The organism is Hoeflea sp. AS16, assembly GCF_038900095.1.
Taxonomy (GTDB): domain Bacteria; phylum Pseudomonadota; class Alphaproteobacteria; order Rhizobiales; family Rhizobiaceae; genus Hoeflea.
Genome location: NZ_JBBMQQ010000004.1, coordinates 242399 through 260320, shown reverse-complemented (window position 1 = coordinate 260320; position 17922 = coordinate 242399). Strand labels below are relative to the sequence as shown.

Below are 17922 nucleotides of genomic sequence, written 5' to 3'. Positions count from 1 at the left end.
CGTTCGAGTTCGCGCCGTGTCGGAGCCGGCGCCGGCGCTCCCGCAGCCTTGACCGCGGTCACCCGCGCGCCCGGCTGCATCGGGAATGTCACCACCGAGATCTCCCAGAGATCGGCGCTGAGGATCCGGCGTATCCCGGCCTTGGCCTCGTTGCGGGCGCGCAGGGTCTGGAAACCGATCGACAGCCCGTCGAGCGCGCCGGATTTCATCAGTTCGTGCACCTCGCGGGCGCGGGCCACACCGAGCGACAGCTTGCCCTCGACATGCAGCCCGCGGGCATCCTCGCGGATCGACAGCCAGCGGCCGATCGGCTGGTCCGGATCATGCTGGTAGAGCATGCGCACATCGCTGGCTCCCCTGCGCTTGAGTGAAGCCGCGAAGGCGCCGGGCTCGATCACGTCGCGGCCCAGGTCGACCGCGCCGAACAGGCTGGCATAGCCCGAAAAGCTGCCGTCGCCGCTGACGTCCTCCAGTGCCAGATCGACACGTTTTCGCTGCCGTCCGGATGCGCTCCAGTCGCTTGTCATGGTTTTGTCCTTGATGTTGTCGAAGTGGTTTCTGCCCGCCACGCGCGGCGTTACGGTCTGGGGCCGCGCCCGGCGCGGTCGGCAATGCGGGCTAGCGCACCCAGCACCCACCAGGCGGTCATGCTGGCGGCGGCCGATCCGGTCAGCAGGGTTTCGGCTGGCGAGAGCAACTGGCTCACGCCCATCCACTGCGCCAGCGCCACGCCGGCGGGAGAGCCGAAGACCAGGCCGGAGACGATGCCGGCCACGGCGCGGGCCGCGGCCTCGCGTGCACCCCTGGGCATCATGTAGGCGAGCGAGACCAGCGCCCCGGCAATGGCGCCGGTCACCCGTGCGGCCAGCATCGCCGGATCCGGATCGATATTCGGCATCGCTTTACCTCCGCATGTGACGGTCAATTCCGGTTCACAGTTTGATTCATCTGGCTGACGATCTGATTCCGCTTCAGCCCGGAACATTTTGATATCCCACGGCTTCCCGCTTTTCAGCATCGGAGAGAAAGTCCGCCGCGCCGAGCCGCGCCCAGAGCGCGTCGCGCTCCGCCGACAGGCCCGGAAGGCGGTCGGCGTCATAGTCGATTTTCAGTCCCGCACCATGCAGCGGCTGCAGCCAGGCGGTCAGTGCTGCGGCCGTGCGGTGGACCAGCGGCAAGACCGTGAGACGGCAGAAGGCGCGGTTGGCCTCCTGGTAATTGGCATAGGTCAGGTCACCCGGAATGCCGAGCAGCATCGGCGGCACACCGAGCGCCAGGGCGATGTCGCGGGCAGCTCCATTGCGGGCCTCGATGAAATCCATGTCGCGCGGCGTCAGCCCCATCGCCTTCCAGTCGAGGCCGCCTTCGAGCAGCATCGGACGGCCCGCACGGCGCGCGCCCTGGTAGCCATCCTCGAGCTCGGCTTTGAGCCGCTCGTACTGTTCCGGCGTCAGGTTGCCGCCCTCCTTGGGCTGGTAGACCAGCGCCCCCGAAGGCCGGGCGGAATTGTCCAAAAGCGCCTTGTTCCAGCTCATCGCCGCATTGTGCAGGTCGAGCGCCATCAGGGCTGCTTCCAGCGGCGCGAAACCCAGGTGATCATCGAGCGGATGGAACAGCTTGAGGTGCAAAAGCCCCGGCCCCTCTTCCGGGTGTGCGGCAAAGCGCTGGCGCCTGCCGCCCGACTGGTGTTCGTAGGCGACCGGCCAGCCATCCGGCCCTTCGATGACACGCATCCGGTCGGGCCTGAGCAATTGCAGCCCGGCGATGCGGCCGGCGGTGACGACCGGATTGACCCAGGCATTGCCCGAGAGCATCAGGTGGCCATAGAGCGTCTCGAAGAAGCCGTCTCCGGTCCCGGCCGGATCAGGCCGCGCCAGCAGGTCGATGACCGGATGGCGCTCCTGCTCGCGGCCGCCGTCAAACACCACCCAGGGCACAGAAGCCGCGGCCTCGGCGATCATCCGGGTCGCCCGGTGCGCCACCGGGTTGCGCATGAAGCCTTCGCGCGCAATGGCCGCGTAAGAGCGCCCGCTCCAGCTTGCGCCGGCGTCACCCGAAAGCGCCGCAATCGCGCCGGGCAGCCAGCTCTTGGCGGCGGGCGCACGAGGGTGCGCAGCATGGGTCCAGGGAAGCCGAAATCCGAATGCCATATCAATGCCCTTTCAAATCGAGTGGTGAAACCCCGGCGTTTACTTGCCGTCGCGGACCGCCTAGAAAATCGCATCCCCGCCCGTAAGGAGTGACTGCCTTGGTATTTCAATGGTTGATCGTCGCCAGCATTGTCGGGCTGGTCGCAACGTCGCTGGTCCATTCTCTGGGCGGCGAATTCTACCTGCTGCGCCCACTGTTCAAACATCGCGGCAACCGCGTGCTGGAGCATCCACTGGCGCGCATGGTTCTGCGCTTCGCCTGGCATGTCACGTCCATCTCATGGCTCGTGCTGGCGGTCATCTTGTACGCGCTCGCCTTCGACGAGCCGCACCTCCGCACCGCCATCCTTGGCGGCATAGGCCTCAGTTTTACCGCGGTCGGGCTCTTCGATCTGTTTGCCAGCCGGGGCCGCCATATCGGCTGGCCGCTCTTGCTTCTCACCGGCCTGTTTGCGCTCGCGGCCCTAAACTACGGGTAACCCGTCCCGCCTGAGCGCCAACCAGGTCCAGGTGATCCCGGCATCCCGGTTCTCCGGCTGGATCGAACCTTTGTCGATCCGTCTGATCAGAGCCATGCCGCTCGCCCGCGCCACCGCCACCAGCGCCTCCACATCAATCGGCCAGGCGCGCCGGTTTGACGGCCCCACGCCATGCCTGAGCGAGGCAATCAGCAACCCGCCAACCTTGAGCATCCCGGCAAGCCGGCGGATCGCAGCTTCATGCGCGTCCGGCTCCAGATGATGCAGCACGCCGTTGGCGAGCACGCAGTCAAACATCTCGCCTGCGCCGATCCGCTCCAGTTCCGGCAACCGGTCATCCAGCCATTCCACCGCCTCCAGAGGGTGCAAGCCCTGCCCGGCCTCTCTCAATTCCTTGACCGGTTCAACCGCGACAATCCGGTGCCCGCGCCCGGCGAGCCAGGCCGCGTCGCGTCCGGTCGCAGCGCCCAGATCGAGAACCCGGCCGGGCTCGACCGGCAGAAGATCGGTCACCGGCGCGTAAATCTCGTCACAGCTCAGACCGTCCGAGCGCGTGATCCAATCAGCACCAAGCCCGGCATAGCCCGCCAACACCTCATCCGTCGCAGTCTGCCTCGTGCCTGCCGTCATCCCCGTCTCCCTCGCCATCGCCATCGCTTGTGTGGCCTTCCAAGCTCCCCGATTCGCCGCCAGTCTCAAAGGTGCCTGACCTGCGGTTCGCTTTTGCGGCCGAGCAGCAGTTCGGTCAGCGCCCAGACCAGCGCATCGAGCCGGTCAGGAGACCGTCCGGAGCTCAGCCCGTCGGGACCGAAATCGCACATCTGGTCCTCGAGTGAAGCAAAATGACCGGCATGGAGCACCCGGCCCTGCTCGTAGAGTGCCGCCACCGGTTCGGCGCGGAGCCATTTGCCGCGCGTCGCCCGCACGGTTCTCACCGGCAATGTCGGCTCGACGGTCCTGAGCACGCTTGTCACCATGTCGCCGCCCTGGTTGATCTCGGCAACCACGCAATCGGCATCGAACCTGCGGTAGAGCCACGCCACCGCCTCGGCCCAGCGGGTCGGGCTTGCGCCCTCGACCGAGCAGTCGGCCAGCACCACGGCGCGGCCTTCGGCGTCCAGTCCGGCGGCGATGATGCCGCAGCAGGAGTGTCTGGCCTCACCGGATGCGGGCGGATCGACCGCCACCACGATGCGGGCAAGCAGGCCATGCTTGCGCACGATGAGCGCTTCGAGCTGGTCGCGCCGCCACAGCCCGTCCTCGCGGTCGGCGATCAGCTCGCCGTCCAGTTCCTGCCGTCCCAGCCGTGTGCCGCCATAGCGCGCCCGGATGGCGTCGAGAAAACCCGCGGCCAGGTTGGCGGCATTGTCCTCGGTGCGGATCCGTGTCACCCGCGTGGCCTGGTCTTTCACCAGCGCCAGCATCAAGGGCGTTGCCCTTGGCGTTGTCGTCACCAGCTGGCGCGGGTGCTGCCCCAGCCTGAGGCCGAATTGCAGCATGTCCCAGGTCTCGCGGGCATGCCGCCATTTGCCCAGCTCGTCGCACCAGGCCAGATCGAATTGCGGCCCGCGCAGGCTCTCGGGGTCTTCGGATGAAAACATCTGCGCCACCGCGCCCGATGGCCAGACCAGCCTGCGCCGCGTCGCCTCGAACACCGGGCGTTGATCACGCGCCACGCCGAGAATGCCGGAGATGCCATCGATCATGACTTCGCGGGCGTCGCCGAAGGTTTCGGCCACCAGCGCGATGCGGCCCTCCCGCCCCAGCCCCGGCAGCGTGCCGGAGGCGAGAGCGTGCACCCATTCGGCCCCGGCGCGGGTTTTTCCCGAGCCGCGCCCGCCCATCATCAGCCAGGTCCGCCACGCCCCTTCGGGCGGCAATTGCTCGGGCCGCGCCGTCAGCGCCCAGTCATGGGCATGGGCAAGCAGCGCCCGGTCGTCAAATCGCGCGACATGGGCCGCGACCAGGTCCTCGACGCAGATCGCACCGGCGACAGGTTGCGTTTGCGAAACCGAGTCAAGCAACTCGTCTACCGCGTTGTTTTTCCAAACCACCTGCGAACTGACCAGTCGCGGCGCCGGCACAGATTTCAGCTTCACTCCGGCAGCGAGAAGATTGCGGACCGGCACCGTTTGGCCAGGCACCGGGTCTGCCCACACGCCGCCTTTCAGCACTGCCACCATCGACCGGATCGTCATGGGTCTTCCTTTCGGGCGCCCGTTGCCGGGACCAGTGAAGTATTCCGATTTTGCGCCAGCGCCCCTCCAAGGTCCGTCATGCCGGACACCGATCCGGCATCCAGCCAGCCCAAATCCCTGGGCTGAAGAAAACGCTCTCATCCGGCCTCATCCCGATCCGCAGCCGCCGGCCCCGAACCGTCTCCAGCATCAGCCGCAAGCCTGCCCCCGGTGCTGCTCACATCACCGGCCTCGCGCTGCGCTGGCTGGTCGCGCATCCGCTCGACCGCCAACCGCTCGGCGGCGGCGAGGATCAGCTGCCGCACGGTCAGCCGCAGCTGCTCGCGTTCCTCGGTCCCGAGCCGCCCGCCTGCCGCGCGGGCCTCGTCCTCGGCGATCAGCCGCTCCATCTGGTCGATCTTCTCCAGCGTCCGGGCGATCAGCGCCACCTGGTCGACCGCCGCCTTGCCCTCGAGCCCGTCGGCGCCCAATCGTGCCGCCTCGCGGTCGAGGACAGTGCGCATCCGGGCCAGCATGGCGCGGGTGCTCTCGATCGACAGTTTCACCGCATCGTCGCCCGGCACGAGGCTGGGTTCCGCGCCATCCACTGCCCCGGCCAAGCTGGCCAGCATGGCTGGTGCGGCCACCTCATCGCAGCCCTCGCCGCCTGCCGGACCATCGGCACCCTTGTCCGTTGCCTGACCTGCAGCATCACCGGCCGCGACAGACGACTGCTTGATCTCGAACGGTTCGAGCGCCAGCAACAAATCGATCAGCCGGTCGACCAGCACCGTCTCGTCTCCGGCAAAAAGATCGGCTCCGGACAGCCCCAGCCGCCCGGCGGCAGCATATGCCTCGGTCATCACATGCCTCGCAATTTCTGGAACAGGCCGCATCCGGCCAGCAAAAAAGCGCCCCGGGAATCCCGAAGGCGCTTTGCGCACTCCTCAAATCTTCAGTCCGGCAGCCGTGCGCCAAAACGCACACCCGCCTTCGCCCGGCACCGTTTCCGGCGCACTTCTGTGACGATGACATAACCCTAGCAGAGGACCGTGACGGTGTAAAGGATTATTTTCCTATTTTGTGGTGAAACACGAGAACAAGCACCACTAAGCAGACTTGATGGAGCTATGCAGTGTCGTTGCAACGCTGCTCTTTTAACGAATGAGGTCTTTGTGGCCATGTGGACCGAAGGCCTTGAATGGCTTCCTCCAGTTCAGAGGCAAAGTTCCTAAACGTCATAGTCGACTGGTAAACGACGGCGCATTCTTTTAGGAGGTCGCGTCCCGATATACCTATCCCCCTGGCGTGAGTGCCGCCGTGGTACACGATTACCTCTGACCCAGACAGCCTGAATGGTGAATGAATTAGGTTGTTCCTATATTCTTGAAGACGATTCACTTGCGACACCAGAAACTTTATGTCTGCTTTGGCTTCCTCCGGGAGGCGATGGCCCAATGCATTGGTCTGCGACAAAGAGAGAAGGATTTCTCGCTGGGATCGATCTACCTTGATGGCATCCCAGATAGCGCCCGGAGTTAGGCGGTTTGGTATCTTCAGGATGGCCGAGAAGAGACCAGATAGAGAGACATGGAGGTCGTTCCATGCCAACGTGACTCTACCCAATTCTAGCGCAATCTTATCGAATGCGGGGTTATGGAAGTCTCGGTGGTTTAGATTCTCAGCCATGGTGCCCCCAATGAGCAAAAATGATCGAAAGCCTGTAGACGTTGTCGAAGAATGGCTCAATGATACGTGGTGCCGCACATTAGCGACGCCACCAAAGTTAAAAGAGAAAGGCGAAGGCCGAAGCCCCCGCCCCCCTGTTTAAAAGAAGATCTTGAGAATGGCGGCAATACCAAATAGGCAAAGCGCAACGTCTACAGTCACTTCCCATTTCACCGTAGGTTTTTTCCGCATTTGCGGGCTCCTAACGGGCAGTCCGGACTAGCCCTCAAAGAGAAACTAGGCGGAGTATTTTTATCGCGCCCTTGCTGGCGCTAGGCACGGCGTCCTGCAGAACATCGTAGCCGTCGGCGGTATCTAGCCTGAGTGAACAGGAATGCTGCCTTAGCCCCCGCTATCTGGTGGGGACACAGGCCCCGATACGGGCCTAAGCGGGCCGCTGGATTATCCTTTATGAGAGGGTCCCAGCGACCTGCCTAGTTGCATGATGCCCGATTCACGATTTTAAGTCGAGTCAGCGCCTTTTGCGCTTGTGGAGAAGCTTACGCGCCTTCTGTTTAGGCGTGACCGGCTTCACCAATCCGCCGATAGGTCAGGCGCTTGCCACGGATGGCTTCATGCATCCTGTCGGCCCCCTCACGCCCCCTCAGGCTCCACTTTCAGCTTGAGTCCCAGCGCCTTGATCACCCCGAACAGGGTCGGCATGCGCGGATCGCCCTTTCCACTGAGCGCCTTGTCGAGCGCTTCCCGGGTCACGCCGGCGTTACGGGCAATGTCGCTCATGCCCCGCGCCTTGGCGATGTCGCCGAGAGTTGCGGCAAACAGCGCCGGATCGCCATCCGCAAGCGCCGCATCCAGATAGGCCGACACCATCTCGGGACTATCGAGAAACTCTGCAGTATCAAAAGGTTGCGTTGCGAGTGTCATTCTTCAAAACTTCTTTTCCAGTCCCGGCGCCATTCAGGCCGCCAGTTCCGGGTTTGGCCGCTCCCAGACAATGGTGGGAATGAGATCGCGTAGCGGCAGCGAGTTGAGCTGGTCGCTGCTGATATGGTTGGCGATCACCAGATCGGTGGCGACATCGCACATGACCGCTTCAAATTCCTCAACCGTCGCGGCCTCGATATGCAGTCCGATGATGTCGCTCTCGGAGACATAGACCTGAGCCTCATCGTCCCACACGGCCTTGACGAAAAAACTTCTCTGCATGCAGCGCTCTAGTTGCCTTCCACGCATCAAAGCCAAACCCTAGCACATATCAGTCAGGCTGAGAATTCCGGTACGACCGCCCCCTCTAATGCCGCGAATCTTCCGCGATCCGCATCGCCTCGTCGATCTCGTCGCGCAGAATGGCGAGGTCGCCCTTGGCGAGGCCCAGGGTCAGCTGGCCGCCGCCTTCGAGTTCCAGCGCCAGCGCCAGTTCGCCGTGGCCGTTCATGGCCAGGCCCATGGCGGTGGTCTTGAGCACCTGAAAATTCGGGCGTTCGTCTTCGTCAAGGTCGGAGACCACCTGCCCGAGAAGGCTGGCCAGCGCGGTGATCGTCGCCGGGACGATCCTGGCGTCGAATTCGAGCCTGACTTTCCCGCCGCCGGCCGAGCCAAAGGCCAGCGCCACCGTTTTATCCTGCGGACGCGCCTCTCCGGCCAAAACGATGTCAAGTTTCGGGGCGGTGTTGATGTTCTCTGCCACTGTCGATTGCTCCTGTTGGGCGTTGCTTCCCCATGTAGGAAGGCGCGACCGGTTTGGCACCCCATGACTGGCGCAATATCGCGGCCGCCACTGACGCGGCGGCGGACGGGACCGGCATTAAAACCCAGGCGTTCAAGCGAGCTGCGGCGTCATTTGCAAATCGCAGCACAAAAAAACCGCCAGAGAGCGGGACTCTCCGGCGGGTTCAGGTGTGCTTCACACTTGGGGAGGATGAAGAACGGGCCGTCAGGCGATGGCGACGATGCCTAGGACGGCAAGAAGGAACAGGATCAGCACGACGCCGATCAGCAGCTTTGCGCCGGTGAGCGCTGCGCCCGACAGGCGGCCGAAGCCAAGCAGGCCGGCGACGGCTGCAACAATAAGCAAAATCAGGATCCACTGGATCATCGGATAACCCCTCCGTTTGGCAATTCAAACTTGCAATACGGGGGATCAACGCGGTCCGGCGGATATGGTTCCATGCCGGCGCCGGAAAAATGCGGGCAGACGGTTTTCTCAGGGTTGTTCGCCCGGCCAGTCCACCAGGTAGTCCTCGAAATCCTCGACCTTCATGTTGTCTTCGCTGACGGTCCGGTTGCGCACCGAAACGCCGGCCTCGTGCACGGTTTCGGGGTCGCCCGAGACCAGCGGATGCCACCAGTAGAGATCGGCGCCCTCGCGCACCAGCCGGTAGCCGCAGGTTGGCGGCAGCCAGGTGATGGTGTCGACCTGCGCCGGCGTCAGGCTGATGCAGTCGGGCACGGTGGCCTGGCGGTTTTCATAATCGGTGCAGCGGCAGCTGTATCCGTCAAGCAAGGTGCAGGCGATGTTGGTCCAGGCGATTTCGCCGGTGTCCCAGTCCTCGAGCTTGTTCAGGCAGCAGCGGCCGCAGCCATCGCACAGGCTTTCCCATTCGGCCGTGGTCATCTGGTCGAGCGTCTTGGCTTTCCAGAAGGGCGTGGCGTTCATTGCCGGTTTCCTTTTTATCATCTGCTTTGCGCGCGCGCATGCGCTGACGGCTTGTCCTTTGACTGAAAATGAGCCAAAAGCATAGGTCACAGGGGATAAAAACTGTGGTGACATCAGGCACCGCGGGAAAAACAACGCGCGACGATGCAGGTCGCCAACGCCCGCAATGGACATAGACCCGTGCAAGACCCGTTCAACCAGGAAAACCGCCCGCGCAAGCGCTCCAACCTGCTTCTCCGGATTGATTCCTGGATCGATTCCTCGATCTGGAATGCCGGTTTCCGCGTCGGCGAAGTCTGGGAGGAGATCACCATCTTCTTCCGCCGCTTCCGCACCCGCGGGGTCTGGAAGGCCGTGTTCGAGATCGCCGGCGAAGGCATGAATGTCGGCACCGCCGGGTTCGTTCTGCTTCTGGCGCTGGCGCTTCCGGCGTTCGAGGAAACGGCGGGAAACTGGCGCGCGCGGGATGATTTCGCCGTCACCTTCCTCGACCGTTACGGCAACGAGATCGGCCATCGCGGCATCATCCACGAGGATTCCGCGCCCGTGGACCAGCTGCCCGATCATTTCGTCAAGGCGGTGCTGGCCACCGAGGACCGGCGGTTCTTCGAGCATTTCGGCATCGATTTCCTCGGCCTGGCCCGCGCCATGACCGAGAACGTCAAGGCCAATTCGGTGGTCCAGGGCGGCTCCACCATCACCCAGCAGCTGGCCAAGAACCTGTTTTTGACCAACGAGCGGACGCTCGAACGCAAGATCAAGGAAGCGTTCCTCGCCTTCTGGCTGGAAGCCAACCTGTCGAAAAAGGAAATCCTCAGGCTCTATCTCGACCGCGCCTATATGGGCGGCGGCACCTTCGGTGCGGCGGCTGCGGCGCAGTTCTATTTCGGCAAGGACATCACCGAGGTCTCGATCGCGGAAGCGGCGATGCTGGCGGGCCTGTTCAAGGCCCCTGCCCGCTACGCCCCGCACATCAACCTGCCGGCCGCACGGGCGCGGGCCAACGAGGTGCTGTCCAACCTGGTGCAGGGCAATTTGATGACCGAGGGCCAGGTGATTGGCGCGCGGCGCAACCCGGCCAGCGTCATCGACCGGGGCGACCGCGATGCGCCCGACTATTTCCTCGACTGGGCGTTTGAGGAGGTCAAGCGCATTGCCGGCGGATTTGACCAGCATTCGCTGATCGTGCGCACCACGCTTGATCCGGGCATGCAAGAAGCCGCCGACGCCGCGGTGGAAGCCGGTCTGCGCCAGTATGGCAAGCAGTATCGCGCCAGCCAGGCAGCGCTTGTGCTGATCGAGAACGGCGGCGCCGTGCGCGCCATGGTCGGCGGACGCGACTACGGCGAAAGCCAGTTCAACCGCGCCTCGCGGGCATTGCGGCAACCCGGCTCGTCGTTCAAGATCTACACCTATTCGCTGGCCATGGAAAAAGGCATGACGCCGGACAGCCCGATCACCGACGCGCCGATCCACTGGGGCAACTGGCATCCGAAGAACTACGGCCTGAGCTATCGTGGCCGCATCGACATCAAGACCGCGCTGGCCAAGTCGATCAACACCATCCCGGTCAGGATCGCCAAGGAGCGGCTCGGCGAAGACCCGATCGGCCAGATCATGGCGCAGGCAAAGAAATTCGGCGTCGAGACACCGATCCGCCGCGACGTCACCATTCCGATCGGCACCTCGGAAGTCACGGTTCTCGACCAGGCCACGGCCTATGCGGTGTTCCCCACCGGCGGCTACCAGTCGCGCCGCCATGGCATCGCGCAGATCATGAACTACAACGGTGATGTGCTCTATGATTTCAACCGCGACGAGCCGCCGCCGGAACGCGTGCTGTCGGAAACCGCCGGCGCCTACATGAACCAGATGCTGACCCGGGTTCCCTATGTCGGCACGGCGCGGCGTGCGGCGGTCGACGGCGTTCTCACCGGCGGCAAGACCGGCACCACGCAGGCCTATCGCGATGCCTGGTTCTGCGGCTTCACCGGCAATTTCACCGCCGCGGTCTGGTTCGGCAATGACGACTACACCTCGACCAACCGCATGACCGGCGGCTCATTGCCGGCGATGACCTTCAAGCGGGTGATGGATTACGCCCACCAGGGCATCGAGCTTCGGGCCATTCCGGGTGTCGACAACCCTCTGCCGACCGCGAAAGCCACGCCGCTTGCCGCCAAGTCCTCGACCGACGAGAACGGCAACCCGCTGCCCGCACGGCAACGGTCGCGGTCGCTGAACCGGGAAACCACCGATGTTCTGCGCGGGCTGGTGGAACGGCTCAACAGCGCCCGGCCGCTTGGCGTGCCGGAACGCCTGGCAGCGGTCAAGAACCAGCCGGAGCTTGTTCCCGCAACCGTCGAGCAGTGATTGACCGGCATGGATCGGGCAATGGTGCATATCCCTATCTTTTCAATGCTGATGGCTGGTTATTGGCGCGGTATTGTGCTTTTTCGTCAGCCACGGTGCGGTTTGCGCGCCCGATCTGACGCGCCCCGGATGAATGCTCCGGACTGACGAGGGAAACCCTGCCACGTGTTTCGTCTGCCTGCCCTGGTTGCTTTGACGCTGGCGATCGCTTTTGGCGGTGGCGCCTGGTCTGCGTCGTGGATGCTCAAGGCCACATCCGGCTTCGGTGCGATCCGGCTCGGATCGTGGAGCGCCTATCCCGACCTGCAGACCGAGGACGCCGATCCGTTTGCCAAGGCGCACCGCGCCGGCGACGGACGGATTTTGCTCGGCCGTGCGGAAGGCCTGGTGTTTACCGCCGAGAGCGATGAAACCGGGGCCAGGCTTTCGGGGCGGTGCAGCTACGAGATTTCCGGATCGACGCCGCCGGCCCGGTTCTGGACATTGCGGGTCACCGATGCCGCCGGCAATCCGCTTGACGCGCCGGAGCGGGCTCCTGTCAGCCTCAACTCCTGGACCACGCTGCGCAATGTCGACGGCAGCTTCCGCATCCGGCTCGGCGCCGCTCCGAGCTCCGGCAACTGGATCTGGCTCGATTCGGACGGCGGTGTCAGTTTCGTGCTGACACTGATCGATACGCCGACCGCGGCCTCGGTCAGCATGGTCGAGCTCGACATGCCGAAAATCTCGCTTATCGGGTGTGCCGATGCGTAGCGTCCTGCTGTCCATCGCGATCGGGCTGGTCGGTGCGGCCTTCATCCATATCGTCATCATCCTGGCCCTGCCGATGTGGACCGGCGAGGATGCCTGGACCCGGGTGAAGATGCTCGGCGCGACCAACCGGTTCTATTCGCTGGCCAACGAGCCCAACACCAGCGGGCTCTACAACGAGAACCCCTATGTCCGCACCGCGGTCTGCCGGTTCGACATTTCCGATGGGCCGGTGCGCATCTTCGCGGCGGGCGACGTGCCGATCTGGACGGTGTCCGCCTATGACGCATCATCAAACGAAACCTATTCGATGAATGACCGCTCGGCCATCGGTACCGGCGTCAACATCACCTTCGTGACCCCGGCGCAAATGCTGCAATTGCGGCGCTTCATGCCACGTGCGCTCGAACGTGCGGTGCTGGTCGAGCTGAGTCAGCCGCAGGGCTATGTCGCATTGCGCGCCGTGGCGCCGACGCCGAGCCAGCAACCCGCGGCACGGGCGTTTCTGGAAAACGCGATCTGCGCCAGCATCACCATCGACCCGGCCTGAGCTAGGCTGCGCAAAGCCGGAGGAAGTGCTTGTAGGCCTGTTCGGCGCGGCGGTTGATCGCGGCCTCGTCGAGCGGCGGCTCACGGCCGATGACGCGGCGGATCTGCAGATCTCCAACCAGCAGGTTGAGATAAAGACCTACAGCCCCGGCGGTCTGATCAAATTCGAGCGCCCCCTCCTGCCGGGCACGCTCCAGCACCTTGCCAATCAGCGGCGCGACCGTTTCCCTGCCGCGCTCGGAAATAACCGCGCCGAGTTCTCCGGTCGGATCCGCCGCGGCTGCACGGTTGAGCTGGATGGCGCGGGGGCTGACAAGAAGCGCCAGCAGGCGCGGCCCGAGTGCCTGCAGGATCTCCAGCGGGCTGCCGTCCCTGTCCAGCCCCTCCTGCAGAAGCGTCCTGACCTGTTCTGCGTTGCGCACGACCAGTGCCTTGAACAGGCCGGTCTTGTCGCCATACCAGTTGTACAGGGTCTCGTTTGACGCCCGCGCCGCCCTGGCAATCGCCAGCATCGAGGTTCCGGCATAGCCCTTGGCTTCCAGGACCGCATAGGCCGCCTCTTCGATCTTCTGCTGGCGGGACGCCCTGTTCTCATCGCGCATCGATTGTCTCCGGATGGTTGACGAAAGGCGTAATTCAGATTACGGATAATTGCAACCGTACACACAATTACGTTTTTTTTGGAGATCGACAATGCCCCAACCCAACCAGACCTCCACTGCCGCATTGGCAGTCCTGATCATCCTGCAGGCCGTGATGCTCGGTGCGCTCTATGCAGGCGTTCCGCCGCATCCTCCTGCCGTCACCCCCCTGTTCGCAATCGCGCCCTTTCTCGGGGTGTCGATGGCCACGGCCGTGGCCGCGATCCTGCTTGGCGGAAGCACCAGCAGACCCGGCCGTATCCTGTGCCTGCTGGCCGCAACCATGGCACTGATCTCGTTTGGTCCGCAGAAATACCTCGACGCGCAGTTCGGGCTGATCTGGCCCGCGGTGATTGCCGGTCAACTGGCCTGCCTTGCGCTGTTTACCGACACGCTCCGGCACACCCGTTCCCCAGCCACGGCAGCTCGGCAGGAGCAGCAGGCATGATCTCGACACGGGTGTTTCCCCTCGCCTCGCTTTTGCTGAGCGCCGCGATCTTCGGCTTTTTCTATGCCTGGGTCTGCTCGACCATGTGGGGGCTTGATGCTGCCGGCCCGGCGGTCGCCATCGAGGCCATGCAGGCGATGAACGCCTCGGTGCGCAATGCGGTGTTTTTCCCGGCCTTTTTCCTGACGCCGGCGGTGCTGGCGGTCACCGCGGCCCTGCTGATGCGCACCGGCCGGCGCGGCGCCGCGATCTGGTTTGCACTTGCAGCTGGCGTCTACGCCACCGGCGGTTTCGGCGTGACCGTCCTCGTCAATGTTCCGATGAACCAAGCGCTGGCGCAGGTTGTCGTACCGGACGCCACCGAGGCGGCAGGTGAGATCTGGCGCAGCTATTCCGAACGCTGGCAGCTCTGGAACCAGGTCCGCGCGATGGCGAGCGGTCTGGCTGTCCTGCTGACCGGCATCGGCCTGCTCAGGATAAGCTGACGTTTCCCCACCTGAACCAAGACCTCCCGCCCGGTGTGAAGCCGTACCGCTCATTGATCTTGATCAATAAGAAGTACGGCCGCACGCGCTATATATATATCAACAACCACATATATATGCAGGCGCGGATTTTCCGGGCTAACGGAGGCTAAGCACATGAAAAAGTCTAACATTGTCGTCCTTGGCGCCGGACTTGGCGGCATCTCCATGGTCTTCGATCTCAAGGCTGAACTTGGGAAAGATCACCCCATCGTTCTGGTCAACAAGGCGGAAAGCTTCCAGTTCACCCCGTCCAATCCGTGGGTTGGCGTCGGCTGGCGCGAGAAGAGCGACATCACGATCGAGCTGGCGCCGCTGATGAAAAAGCATGGCATCGAGTTTGTTCAGGCCTCGGCCAAAAAGCTGCATCCGGAGGAAAACCGGATCGAGATGGAAGACGGCAGTTCGGTCGATTACGACTACCTGGTGATCGCCACCGGTCCGGAACTGGCCTTCGACGAGATCGAGGGTTTCGGCCCTGAGGGCTATACCCAGTCGGTCTGCACCGTCGATCACGCAACCCAGGCCAATGCCGCCTTCGAAGCCTTCTGCGCTGATCCCGGCCCGATCATCGTCGGCGCGGCACAAGGTGCTTCGTGTTACGGCCCGGCTTACGAATATGCGATGATCCTCGACAAGGAACTGCGCAACCGCAAGATCCGCGACAAGGTTCCGATGACCTTCGTCACCGCCGAACCCTATATCGGCCACCTCGGCCTCGGCGGTGTCGGCGACACCAAGGGCCTGCTCGAGCACGAGATGCGCCAGAGCAGCGTGCGCTGGATCACCAACGCCAAGGTGGAGAAGGTCGAAGCCGGCACCATGACGGTCTCCGAACTCAATGATGACGGCTCGGAAAAGACCAGGCATGAACTCGATTTCAAATATTCGATGATGCTGCCCGCCTTCCGCGGCATCGCCGCCGTGCGTGACATCGAGGGACTGGTCAATCCGCGTGGCTTCATCATCGTCGACAAGCACCAGCGCAACCCGAAATATCCCAATATCTTCGGCATCGGCGTGGCGATTGCCATTCCGCCGATGGAAAAGACCCCGGTGCCCACCGGTGTGCCGAAGACCGGCTACATGATCGAAAGCATGGTGCTGGCCACGGCCAAGAACATCAAGGCGCTGCTGGCCGGGAGCACGCCGGAAGAGGAAGCCACCTGGAACGCTTTCTGCCTGGCCGATTTCGGCGACCGCGGCGTGGCTTTCCTGGCGCAACCGCAAAACCCGCCGCGCAATGTCAACTGGGCCGCCGAAGGCATGTGGGTGCACCTGGCCAAGGTGGCGTTCGAGAAGTACTTCATGCACAAGGTCCGCAAGGGCATTACCGAGACCTATTACGAAAGCGCCATCATGAAGATGCTGGCGATGCACAAGCTGAAGTAAAAGCGCAGGCACTCAACCACACGCGCCCACCTGTCTGGAGGCAACCTCCTCCAGCGGGTGGGCGCGGCCTTGAGCGGACGGCAGGGCCTGGCATCGCAGTCCATTCCGTCCATCGGCTGGTCTAAAGCGGTATCGCCGTTTCCTCTTTCGCCGTCCTTATGACGACCATGGTGAAGAAGCGGGCAACATTGTTCTGGTCGCGGAACAGCCTGTCACAGAGCAGGTCGAACTCCTCCATGTCGCGCAGGCGCAACATCAGCACCACATCGGTTGCCCCGGTAACGGCATAGGCGTGCGAAACCGCCTCTTCCGCACTGGCGATTTCGAGAAAACGGCGCATCTGCTGCTCGCCGTGCAGTTTCAGTTCCACCGTGACGAATGCCTTGATCACGCGCCCTGCCCGGGCCGGGTTGAGGATCGCGACAATGCGCTCGATCACGCCTGATTTGCGCAGCCGCTGCAGCCGGCGCAGGCAGCTTGACGGCGACAGGCCAACCTCGTCGGCCATGTCGACATTGGTGCGCGAGGCATCCCGCTGCATCAGGTTCAAAAGCTTCCGGTCAATCTTATCCATTCCCGCACTCCGTCCACCGCCTGCGTATTTGCAATAATATTGCATACAATCACAATTTTTGACCACAAATTCGAACCGGGTCCGGCTAGGTAATCGAGGCAACCTCGGAGGAGCCTGCCTAACGCCTGCCCATCCACTGCCGTGCTTTCGTTGAAAAACACGGACGACAGTTGCAGCGCCCGGCAAGCTGAAAGGAAACCACGATGCCCCTGTTCAAGGCCATTTCGCGCAACACACTTGATTCCCTGAATATTTACTGGGTTCTCGTCCGGATCATGGTTCCGATCACCATCCTGACGGAAGTGCTGTCGCGGATGGGAGCGATCGAAGCGATAGCCCCTGCCTTTGCGCCGGTGATGGACCTGGTCGGCTTGCCATCCGAACTTGGCCTTGCCTGGCTGACAGCCATGGTTGTCGGAATATGGGGCGCCGTACCGCTGCTTTTCACCCTGGTTCCGGTATCCTCGCTCAGTGTGGCCGACGTGACGGTGTTCTCGTCGCTCATCCTGTTTGCGCACGGGCTGCCGGTCGAGCAGAAGATTATCCAGATGGCAGGCCCGGGCATGACCGTAACGACGGTCCTGCGCATTGCCGGCGGCCTGCTCTACGCTTTCGTGCTGCACCACATTCTCGCCTTCACCGGCTGGTTGTCGGCGCCGGTCAACCCGGCCTGGATCCCGATGACGGCAACCCCCGACTGGGCGGTGTTCTTCCAGGGGCTGGCGGAGACGATGATCTGGATGCTTGTGGTTCTGGTTGTCCTGTCCTGGTCCCTGCTGATCCTCAAGACGAGCGGACTGCTGGACTGGATGATGAAGCTTCTTTCACCGGTGTTGCGGCTCGCCGGCATCCGGGGCGAAGCAGGACACCTCACCGCTGTGGGCCTGTTCCTGGGAATTTCCTACGGTGCCGGACTTCTGATCCGCGAGGCGCAATCGGATGCGCTGCCACCACGGCAGATTTTCCTGTCCTGCGTCTTCATGGGTTTCGCCCACAGCGTGATCGAGGACACGTTGATCGTGATGGCGCTTGGCGCCGACATATCCGGTGTGCTTGCGGGCCGGCTGGCGTTCGCGGTTCTGGCCACCGCGCTGATTGCCGCCCTGCTTGGCCGTCTGGCCGACGAGAGGTTTTATGCCCACGCGTTCCGGCAAAAGGCCTAGGTCTCAGGCGTTCTTGCCGCGGCGGCGTTTCCGGCCGGTCGGCTTGTCGGGCGCGGAATCATCGAACATCGGTTCATGCATGACCGGCACAGGCAAACCGGTACTTGCATACAGCGGTTCGCGGCGGATGCCGGTAAACATTATCACTTCGGCAGTTTTACCGGGTGCATTGACTGAAGATGTTGCGGCATTTGCCTTGCGACATCTCGATTGATCAAAGGCCAATATTGTCGTCATTTCTGGACTCCAACTCGGTGGAACAGGAAATACGCTCGACATTTTTCTCCTTGCTAAAATGCATCAAGCCATCACTTGGTTAACAGCTCGCTAACGCTTTTGGGATAAGTTGACGGAAGT

Annotated in this window: 21 protein-coding genes and 1 pseudogene; 8 read left to right on the top strand and 14 right to left on the bottom strand. The window is 63.2% G+C overall.

Annotated features, from left to right (window positions below):
* Positions 1–53: 53 nt before the first annotated feature.
* The 3 genes and pseudogenes from WNY80_RS12700 to WNY80_RS12690 form a co-directional block, all read right to left on the bottom strand.
* Positions 54–527 (bottom strand): annotated as a pseudogene (locus tag WNY80_RS12700) (HK97 family phage prohead protease); the annotation flags it as partial.
* Positions 528–577: 50 nt separating this feature from the next.
* Positions 578–898, bottom strand: coding sequence for a DUF6107 family protein (locus tag WNY80_RS12695; protein ID WP_342887751.1), 321 nt, complete (start codon positions 896–898; stop codon positions 578–580).
* 73 nt (positions 899–971) lie between these two features.
* Complete coding sequence (locus WNY80_RS12690; protein ID WP_342887750.1) at positions 972–2150, bottom strand: phage portal protein; 1179 nt, start codon at positions 2148–2150, stop codon at positions 972–974.
* A 98-nt stretch (positions 2151–2248) separates the two neighbouring features.
* Here WNY80_RS12690 and WNY80_RS12685 point away from each other — a divergent pair, with 98 nt between their 5' ends.
* Positions 2249–2629 carry a hypothetical protein gene (locus WNY80_RS12685; RefSeq protein WP_342887749.1) on the top strand — a complete coding sequence of 127 codons (381 nt, stop codon included), beginning with the start codon at positions 2249–2251 and terminating at the stop codon, positions 2627–2629.
* Here WNY80_RS12685 and WNY80_RS12680 read toward each other — a convergent pair.
* From WNY80_RS12680 to WNY80_RS12645, 8 genes are all read right to left on the bottom strand, one after another.
* Complete coding sequence (locus tag WNY80_RS12680; protein ID WP_342887748.1) at positions 2615–3259, bottom strand: class I SAM-dependent methyltransferase; 645 nt, start codon at positions 3257–3259, stop codon at positions 2615–2617. The two genes, WNY80_RS12685 and WNY80_RS12680, sit on opposite strands and share 15 nt — an antisense overlap.
* A gap of 65 nt (positions 3260–3324) precedes the next feature.
* The gene (locus tag WNY80_RS12675) at positions 3325–4827 is read right to left on the bottom strand and encodes a terminase family protein (protein WP_342887747.1); all 1503 of its coding nucleotides are present in this window, start codon (positions 4825–4827) and stop codon (positions 3325–3327) included.
* 137 nt (positions 4828–4964) lie between these two features.
* The gene (locus WNY80_RS12670; RefSeq protein ID WP_342887746.1) at positions 4965–5669 is read right to left on the bottom strand and encodes a hypothetical protein; all 705 of its coding nucleotides are present in this window, start codon (positions 5667–5669) and stop codon (positions 4965–4967) included.
* 1459 nt (positions 5670–7128) lie between these two features.
* Entirely contained in the window at positions 7129–7419 is a 291-nt protein-coding gene (locus tag WNY80_RS12665) for an addiction module antidote protein (protein WP_342887745.1), read from the bottom strand.
* Between the two features lie 33 nt (positions 7420–7452).
* Positions 7453–7701, bottom strand: coding sequence for a DUF1902 domain-containing protein (locus WNY80_RS12660; RefSeq protein ID WP_342887744.1), 249 nt, complete (start codon positions 7699–7701; stop codon positions 7453–7455).
* A gap of 85 nt (positions 7702–7786) precedes the next feature.
* Positions 7787–8182, bottom strand: coding sequence for a hypothetical protein (locus tag WNY80_RS12655; RefSeq protein WP_342887743.1), 396 nt, complete (start codon positions 8180–8182; stop codon positions 7787–7789).
* Positions 8183–8428: 246 nt separating this feature from the next.
* Entirely contained in the window at positions 8429–8590 is a 162-nt protein-coding gene (locus tag WNY80_RS12650) for a DUF1328 family protein (RefSeq protein WP_342887742.1), read from the bottom strand.
* 108 nt (positions 8591–8698) lie between these two features.
* Complete coding sequence (locus WNY80_RS12645) at positions 8699–9151, bottom strand: YcgN family cysteine cluster protein (RefSeq protein WP_342887741.1); 453 nt, start codon at positions 9149–9151, stop codon at positions 8699–8701.
* A gap of 144 nt (positions 9152–9295) precedes the next feature.
* Between WNY80_RS12645 and WNY80_RS12640 the strand changes: the two genes are divergently transcribed.
* From WNY80_RS12640 to WNY80_RS12630, 3 genes are all read left to right on the top strand, one after another.
* Positions 9296–11524 (top strand): PBP1A family penicillin-binding protein, encoded by a 2229-nt coding sequence (locus WNY80_RS12640; protein ID WP_342887740.1) that lies wholly within the window; start codon positions 9296–9298, stop codon positions 11522–11524.
* A gap of 165 nt (positions 11525–11689) precedes the next feature.
* Complete coding sequence (locus WNY80_RS12635) at positions 11690–12277, top strand: DUF1214 domain-containing protein (protein WP_342887739.1); 588 nt, start codon at positions 11690–11692, stop codon at positions 12275–12277.
* Positions 12270–12824 carry a DUF1254 domain-containing protein gene (locus WNY80_RS12630; protein WP_342887738.1) on the top strand — a complete coding sequence of 185 codons (555 nt, stop codon included), beginning with the start codon at positions 12270–12272 and terminating at the stop codon, positions 12822–12824. Before WNY80_RS12635 ends, WNY80_RS12630 begins: the two co-directional genes overlap by 8 nt.
* Before the next feature lies 1 nt (position 12825).
* Here WNY80_RS12630 and WNY80_RS12625 read toward each other — a convergent pair whose 3' ends face one another.
* On the bottom strand, positions 12826–13425 hold the full coding sequence (locus tag WNY80_RS12625) for a TetR/AcrR family transcriptional regulator (RefSeq protein ID WP_342887737.1): 600 nt from the start codon (positions 13423–13425) through the stop codon (positions 12826–12828).
* 91 nt (positions 13426–13516) lie between these two features.
* Here WNY80_RS12625 and WNY80_RS12620 point away from each other — a divergent pair, with 91 nt between their 5' ends.
* The 3 genes from WNY80_RS12620 to WNY80_RS12610 all read left to right on the top strand — a co-directional run bounded on the left by WNY80_RS12620 (position 13517) and on the right by WNY80_RS12610 (position 15828).
* Positions 13517–13912, top strand: coding sequence for a hypothetical protein (locus WNY80_RS12620; RefSeq protein WP_342887736.1), 396 nt, complete (start codon positions 13517–13519; stop codon positions 13910–13912).
* Positions 13909–14397, top strand: coding sequence for an anthrone oxygenase family protein (locus tag WNY80_RS12615; protein WP_342887735.1), 489 nt, complete (start codon positions 13909–13911; stop codon positions 14395–14397). The genes WNY80_RS12620 and WNY80_RS12615 overlap by 4 nt, the downstream gene beginning before the upstream one ends.
* Positions 14398–14553: 156 nt before the next feature.
* Positions 14554–15828: an FAD-dependent oxidoreductase gene (locus WNY80_RS12610; RefSeq protein ID WP_342887734.1), complete on the top strand. Its 1275-nt coding sequence runs from the start codon at positions 14554–14556 to the stop codon at positions 15826–15828.
* A gap of 121 nt (positions 15829–15949) precedes the next feature.
* On the opposite strand, the gene WNY80_RS12605 is transcribed toward WNY80_RS12610, so the two are convergent.
* Complete coding sequence (locus WNY80_RS12605) at positions 15950–16402, bottom strand: Lrp/AsnC family transcriptional regulator (protein ID WP_342887733.1); 453 nt, start codon at positions 16400–16402, stop codon at positions 15950–15952.
* Between the two features lie 203 nt (positions 16403–16605).
* Here WNY80_RS12605 and WNY80_RS12600 point away from each other — a divergent pair, with 203 nt between their 5' ends.
* Positions 16606–17565, top strand: a complete 960-nt coding sequence (locus WNY80_RS12600; protein ID WP_342887732.1) for a nucleoside recognition domain-containing protein — start codon at positions 16606–16608, stop codon at positions 17563–17565.
* Between the two features lie 3 nt (positions 17566–17568).
* Here WNY80_RS12600 and WNY80_RS12595 read toward each other — a convergent pair whose 3' ends face one another.
* A complete protein-coding gene (locus tag WNY80_RS12595; protein ID WP_342887731.1) occupies positions 17569–17844 on the bottom strand; it encodes a hypothetical protein in 276 nt (91 codons plus the stop codon).
* Positions 17845–17922 lie beyond the last annotated feature (78 nt).

Bases quoted from the DNA above. Each gene is read 5' to 3' on its own strand.
- WNY80_RS12695 (WP_342887751.1), bottom strand. From the start codon at position 898: ATGCCGAATATCGATCCGGATCCGGCGATGCTGGCCGCACGGGTGACC.
- WNY80_RS12690 (WP_342887750.1), bottom strand. From the start codon at position 2,150: ATGGCATTCGGATTTCGGCTTCCCTGGACCCATGCTGCGCACCCTCGT.
- WNY80_RS12680 (WP_342887748.1), bottom strand. From the start codon at position 3,259: ATGACGGCAGGCACGAGGCAGACTGCGACGGATGAGGTGTTGGCGGGC.
- WNY80_RS12675 (WP_342887747.1), bottom strand. From the start codon at position 4,827: ATGACGATCCGGTCGATGGTGGCAGTGCTGAAAGGCGGCGTGTGGGCA.
- WNY80_RS12670 (WP_342887746.1), bottom strand. From the start codon at position 5,669: ATGACCGAGGCATATGCTGCCGCCGGGCGGCTGGGGCTGTCCGGAGCC.
- WNY80_RS12665 (WP_342887745.1), bottom strand. From the start codon at position 7,419: ATGACACTCGCAACGCAACCTTTTGATACTGCAGAGTTTCTCGATAGT.
- WNY80_RS12660 (WP_342887744.1), bottom strand. From the start codon at position 7,701: ATGCAGAGAAGTTTTTTCGTCAAGGCCGTGTGGGACGATGAGGCTCAG.
- WNY80_RS12650 (WP_342887742.1), bottom strand. From the start codon at position 8,590: ATGATCCAGTGGATCCTGATTTTGCTTATTGTTGCAGCCGTCGCCGGC.
- WNY80_RS12645 (WP_342887741.1), bottom strand. From the start codon at position 9,151: ATGAACGCCACGCCCTTCTGGAAAGCCAAGACGCTCGACCAGATGACC.
- WNY80_RS12640 (WP_342887740.1), top strand. From the start codon at position 9,296: ATGCAGGTCGCCAACGCCCGCAATGGACATAGACCCGTGCAAGACCCG.
- WNY80_RS12630 (WP_342887738.1), top strand. From the start codon at position 12,270: ATGCGTAGCGTCCTGCTGTCCATCGCGATCGGGCTGGTCGGTGCGGCC.
- WNY80_RS12625 (WP_342887737.1), bottom strand. From the start codon at position 13,425: ATGCGCGATGAGAACAGGGCGTCCCGCCAGCAGAAGATCGAAGAGGCG.
- WNY80_RS12620 (WP_342887736.1), top strand. From the start codon at position 13,517: ATGCCCCAACCCAACCAGACCTCCACTGCCGCATTGGCAGTCCTGATC.
- WNY80_RS12615 (WP_342887735.1), top strand. From the start codon at position 13,909: ATGATCTCGACACGGGTGTTTCCCCTCGCCTCGCTTTTGCTGAGCGCC.
- WNY80_RS12610 (WP_342887734.1), top strand. From the start codon at position 14,554: ATGAAAAAGTCTAACATTGTCGTCCTTGGCGCCGGACTTGGCGGCATC.
- WNY80_RS12605 (WP_342887733.1), bottom strand. From the start codon at position 16,402: ATGGATAAGATTGACCGGAAGCTTTTGAACCTGATGCAGCGGGATGCC.
- WNY80_RS12600 (WP_342887732.1), top strand. From the start codon at position 16,606: ATGCCCCTGTTCAAGGCCATTTCGCGCAACACACTTGATTCCCTGAAT.
- WNY80_RS12595 (WP_342887731.1), bottom strand. From the start codon at position 17,844: ATGTCGAGCGTATTTCCTGTTCCACCGAGTTGGAGTCCAGAAATGACG.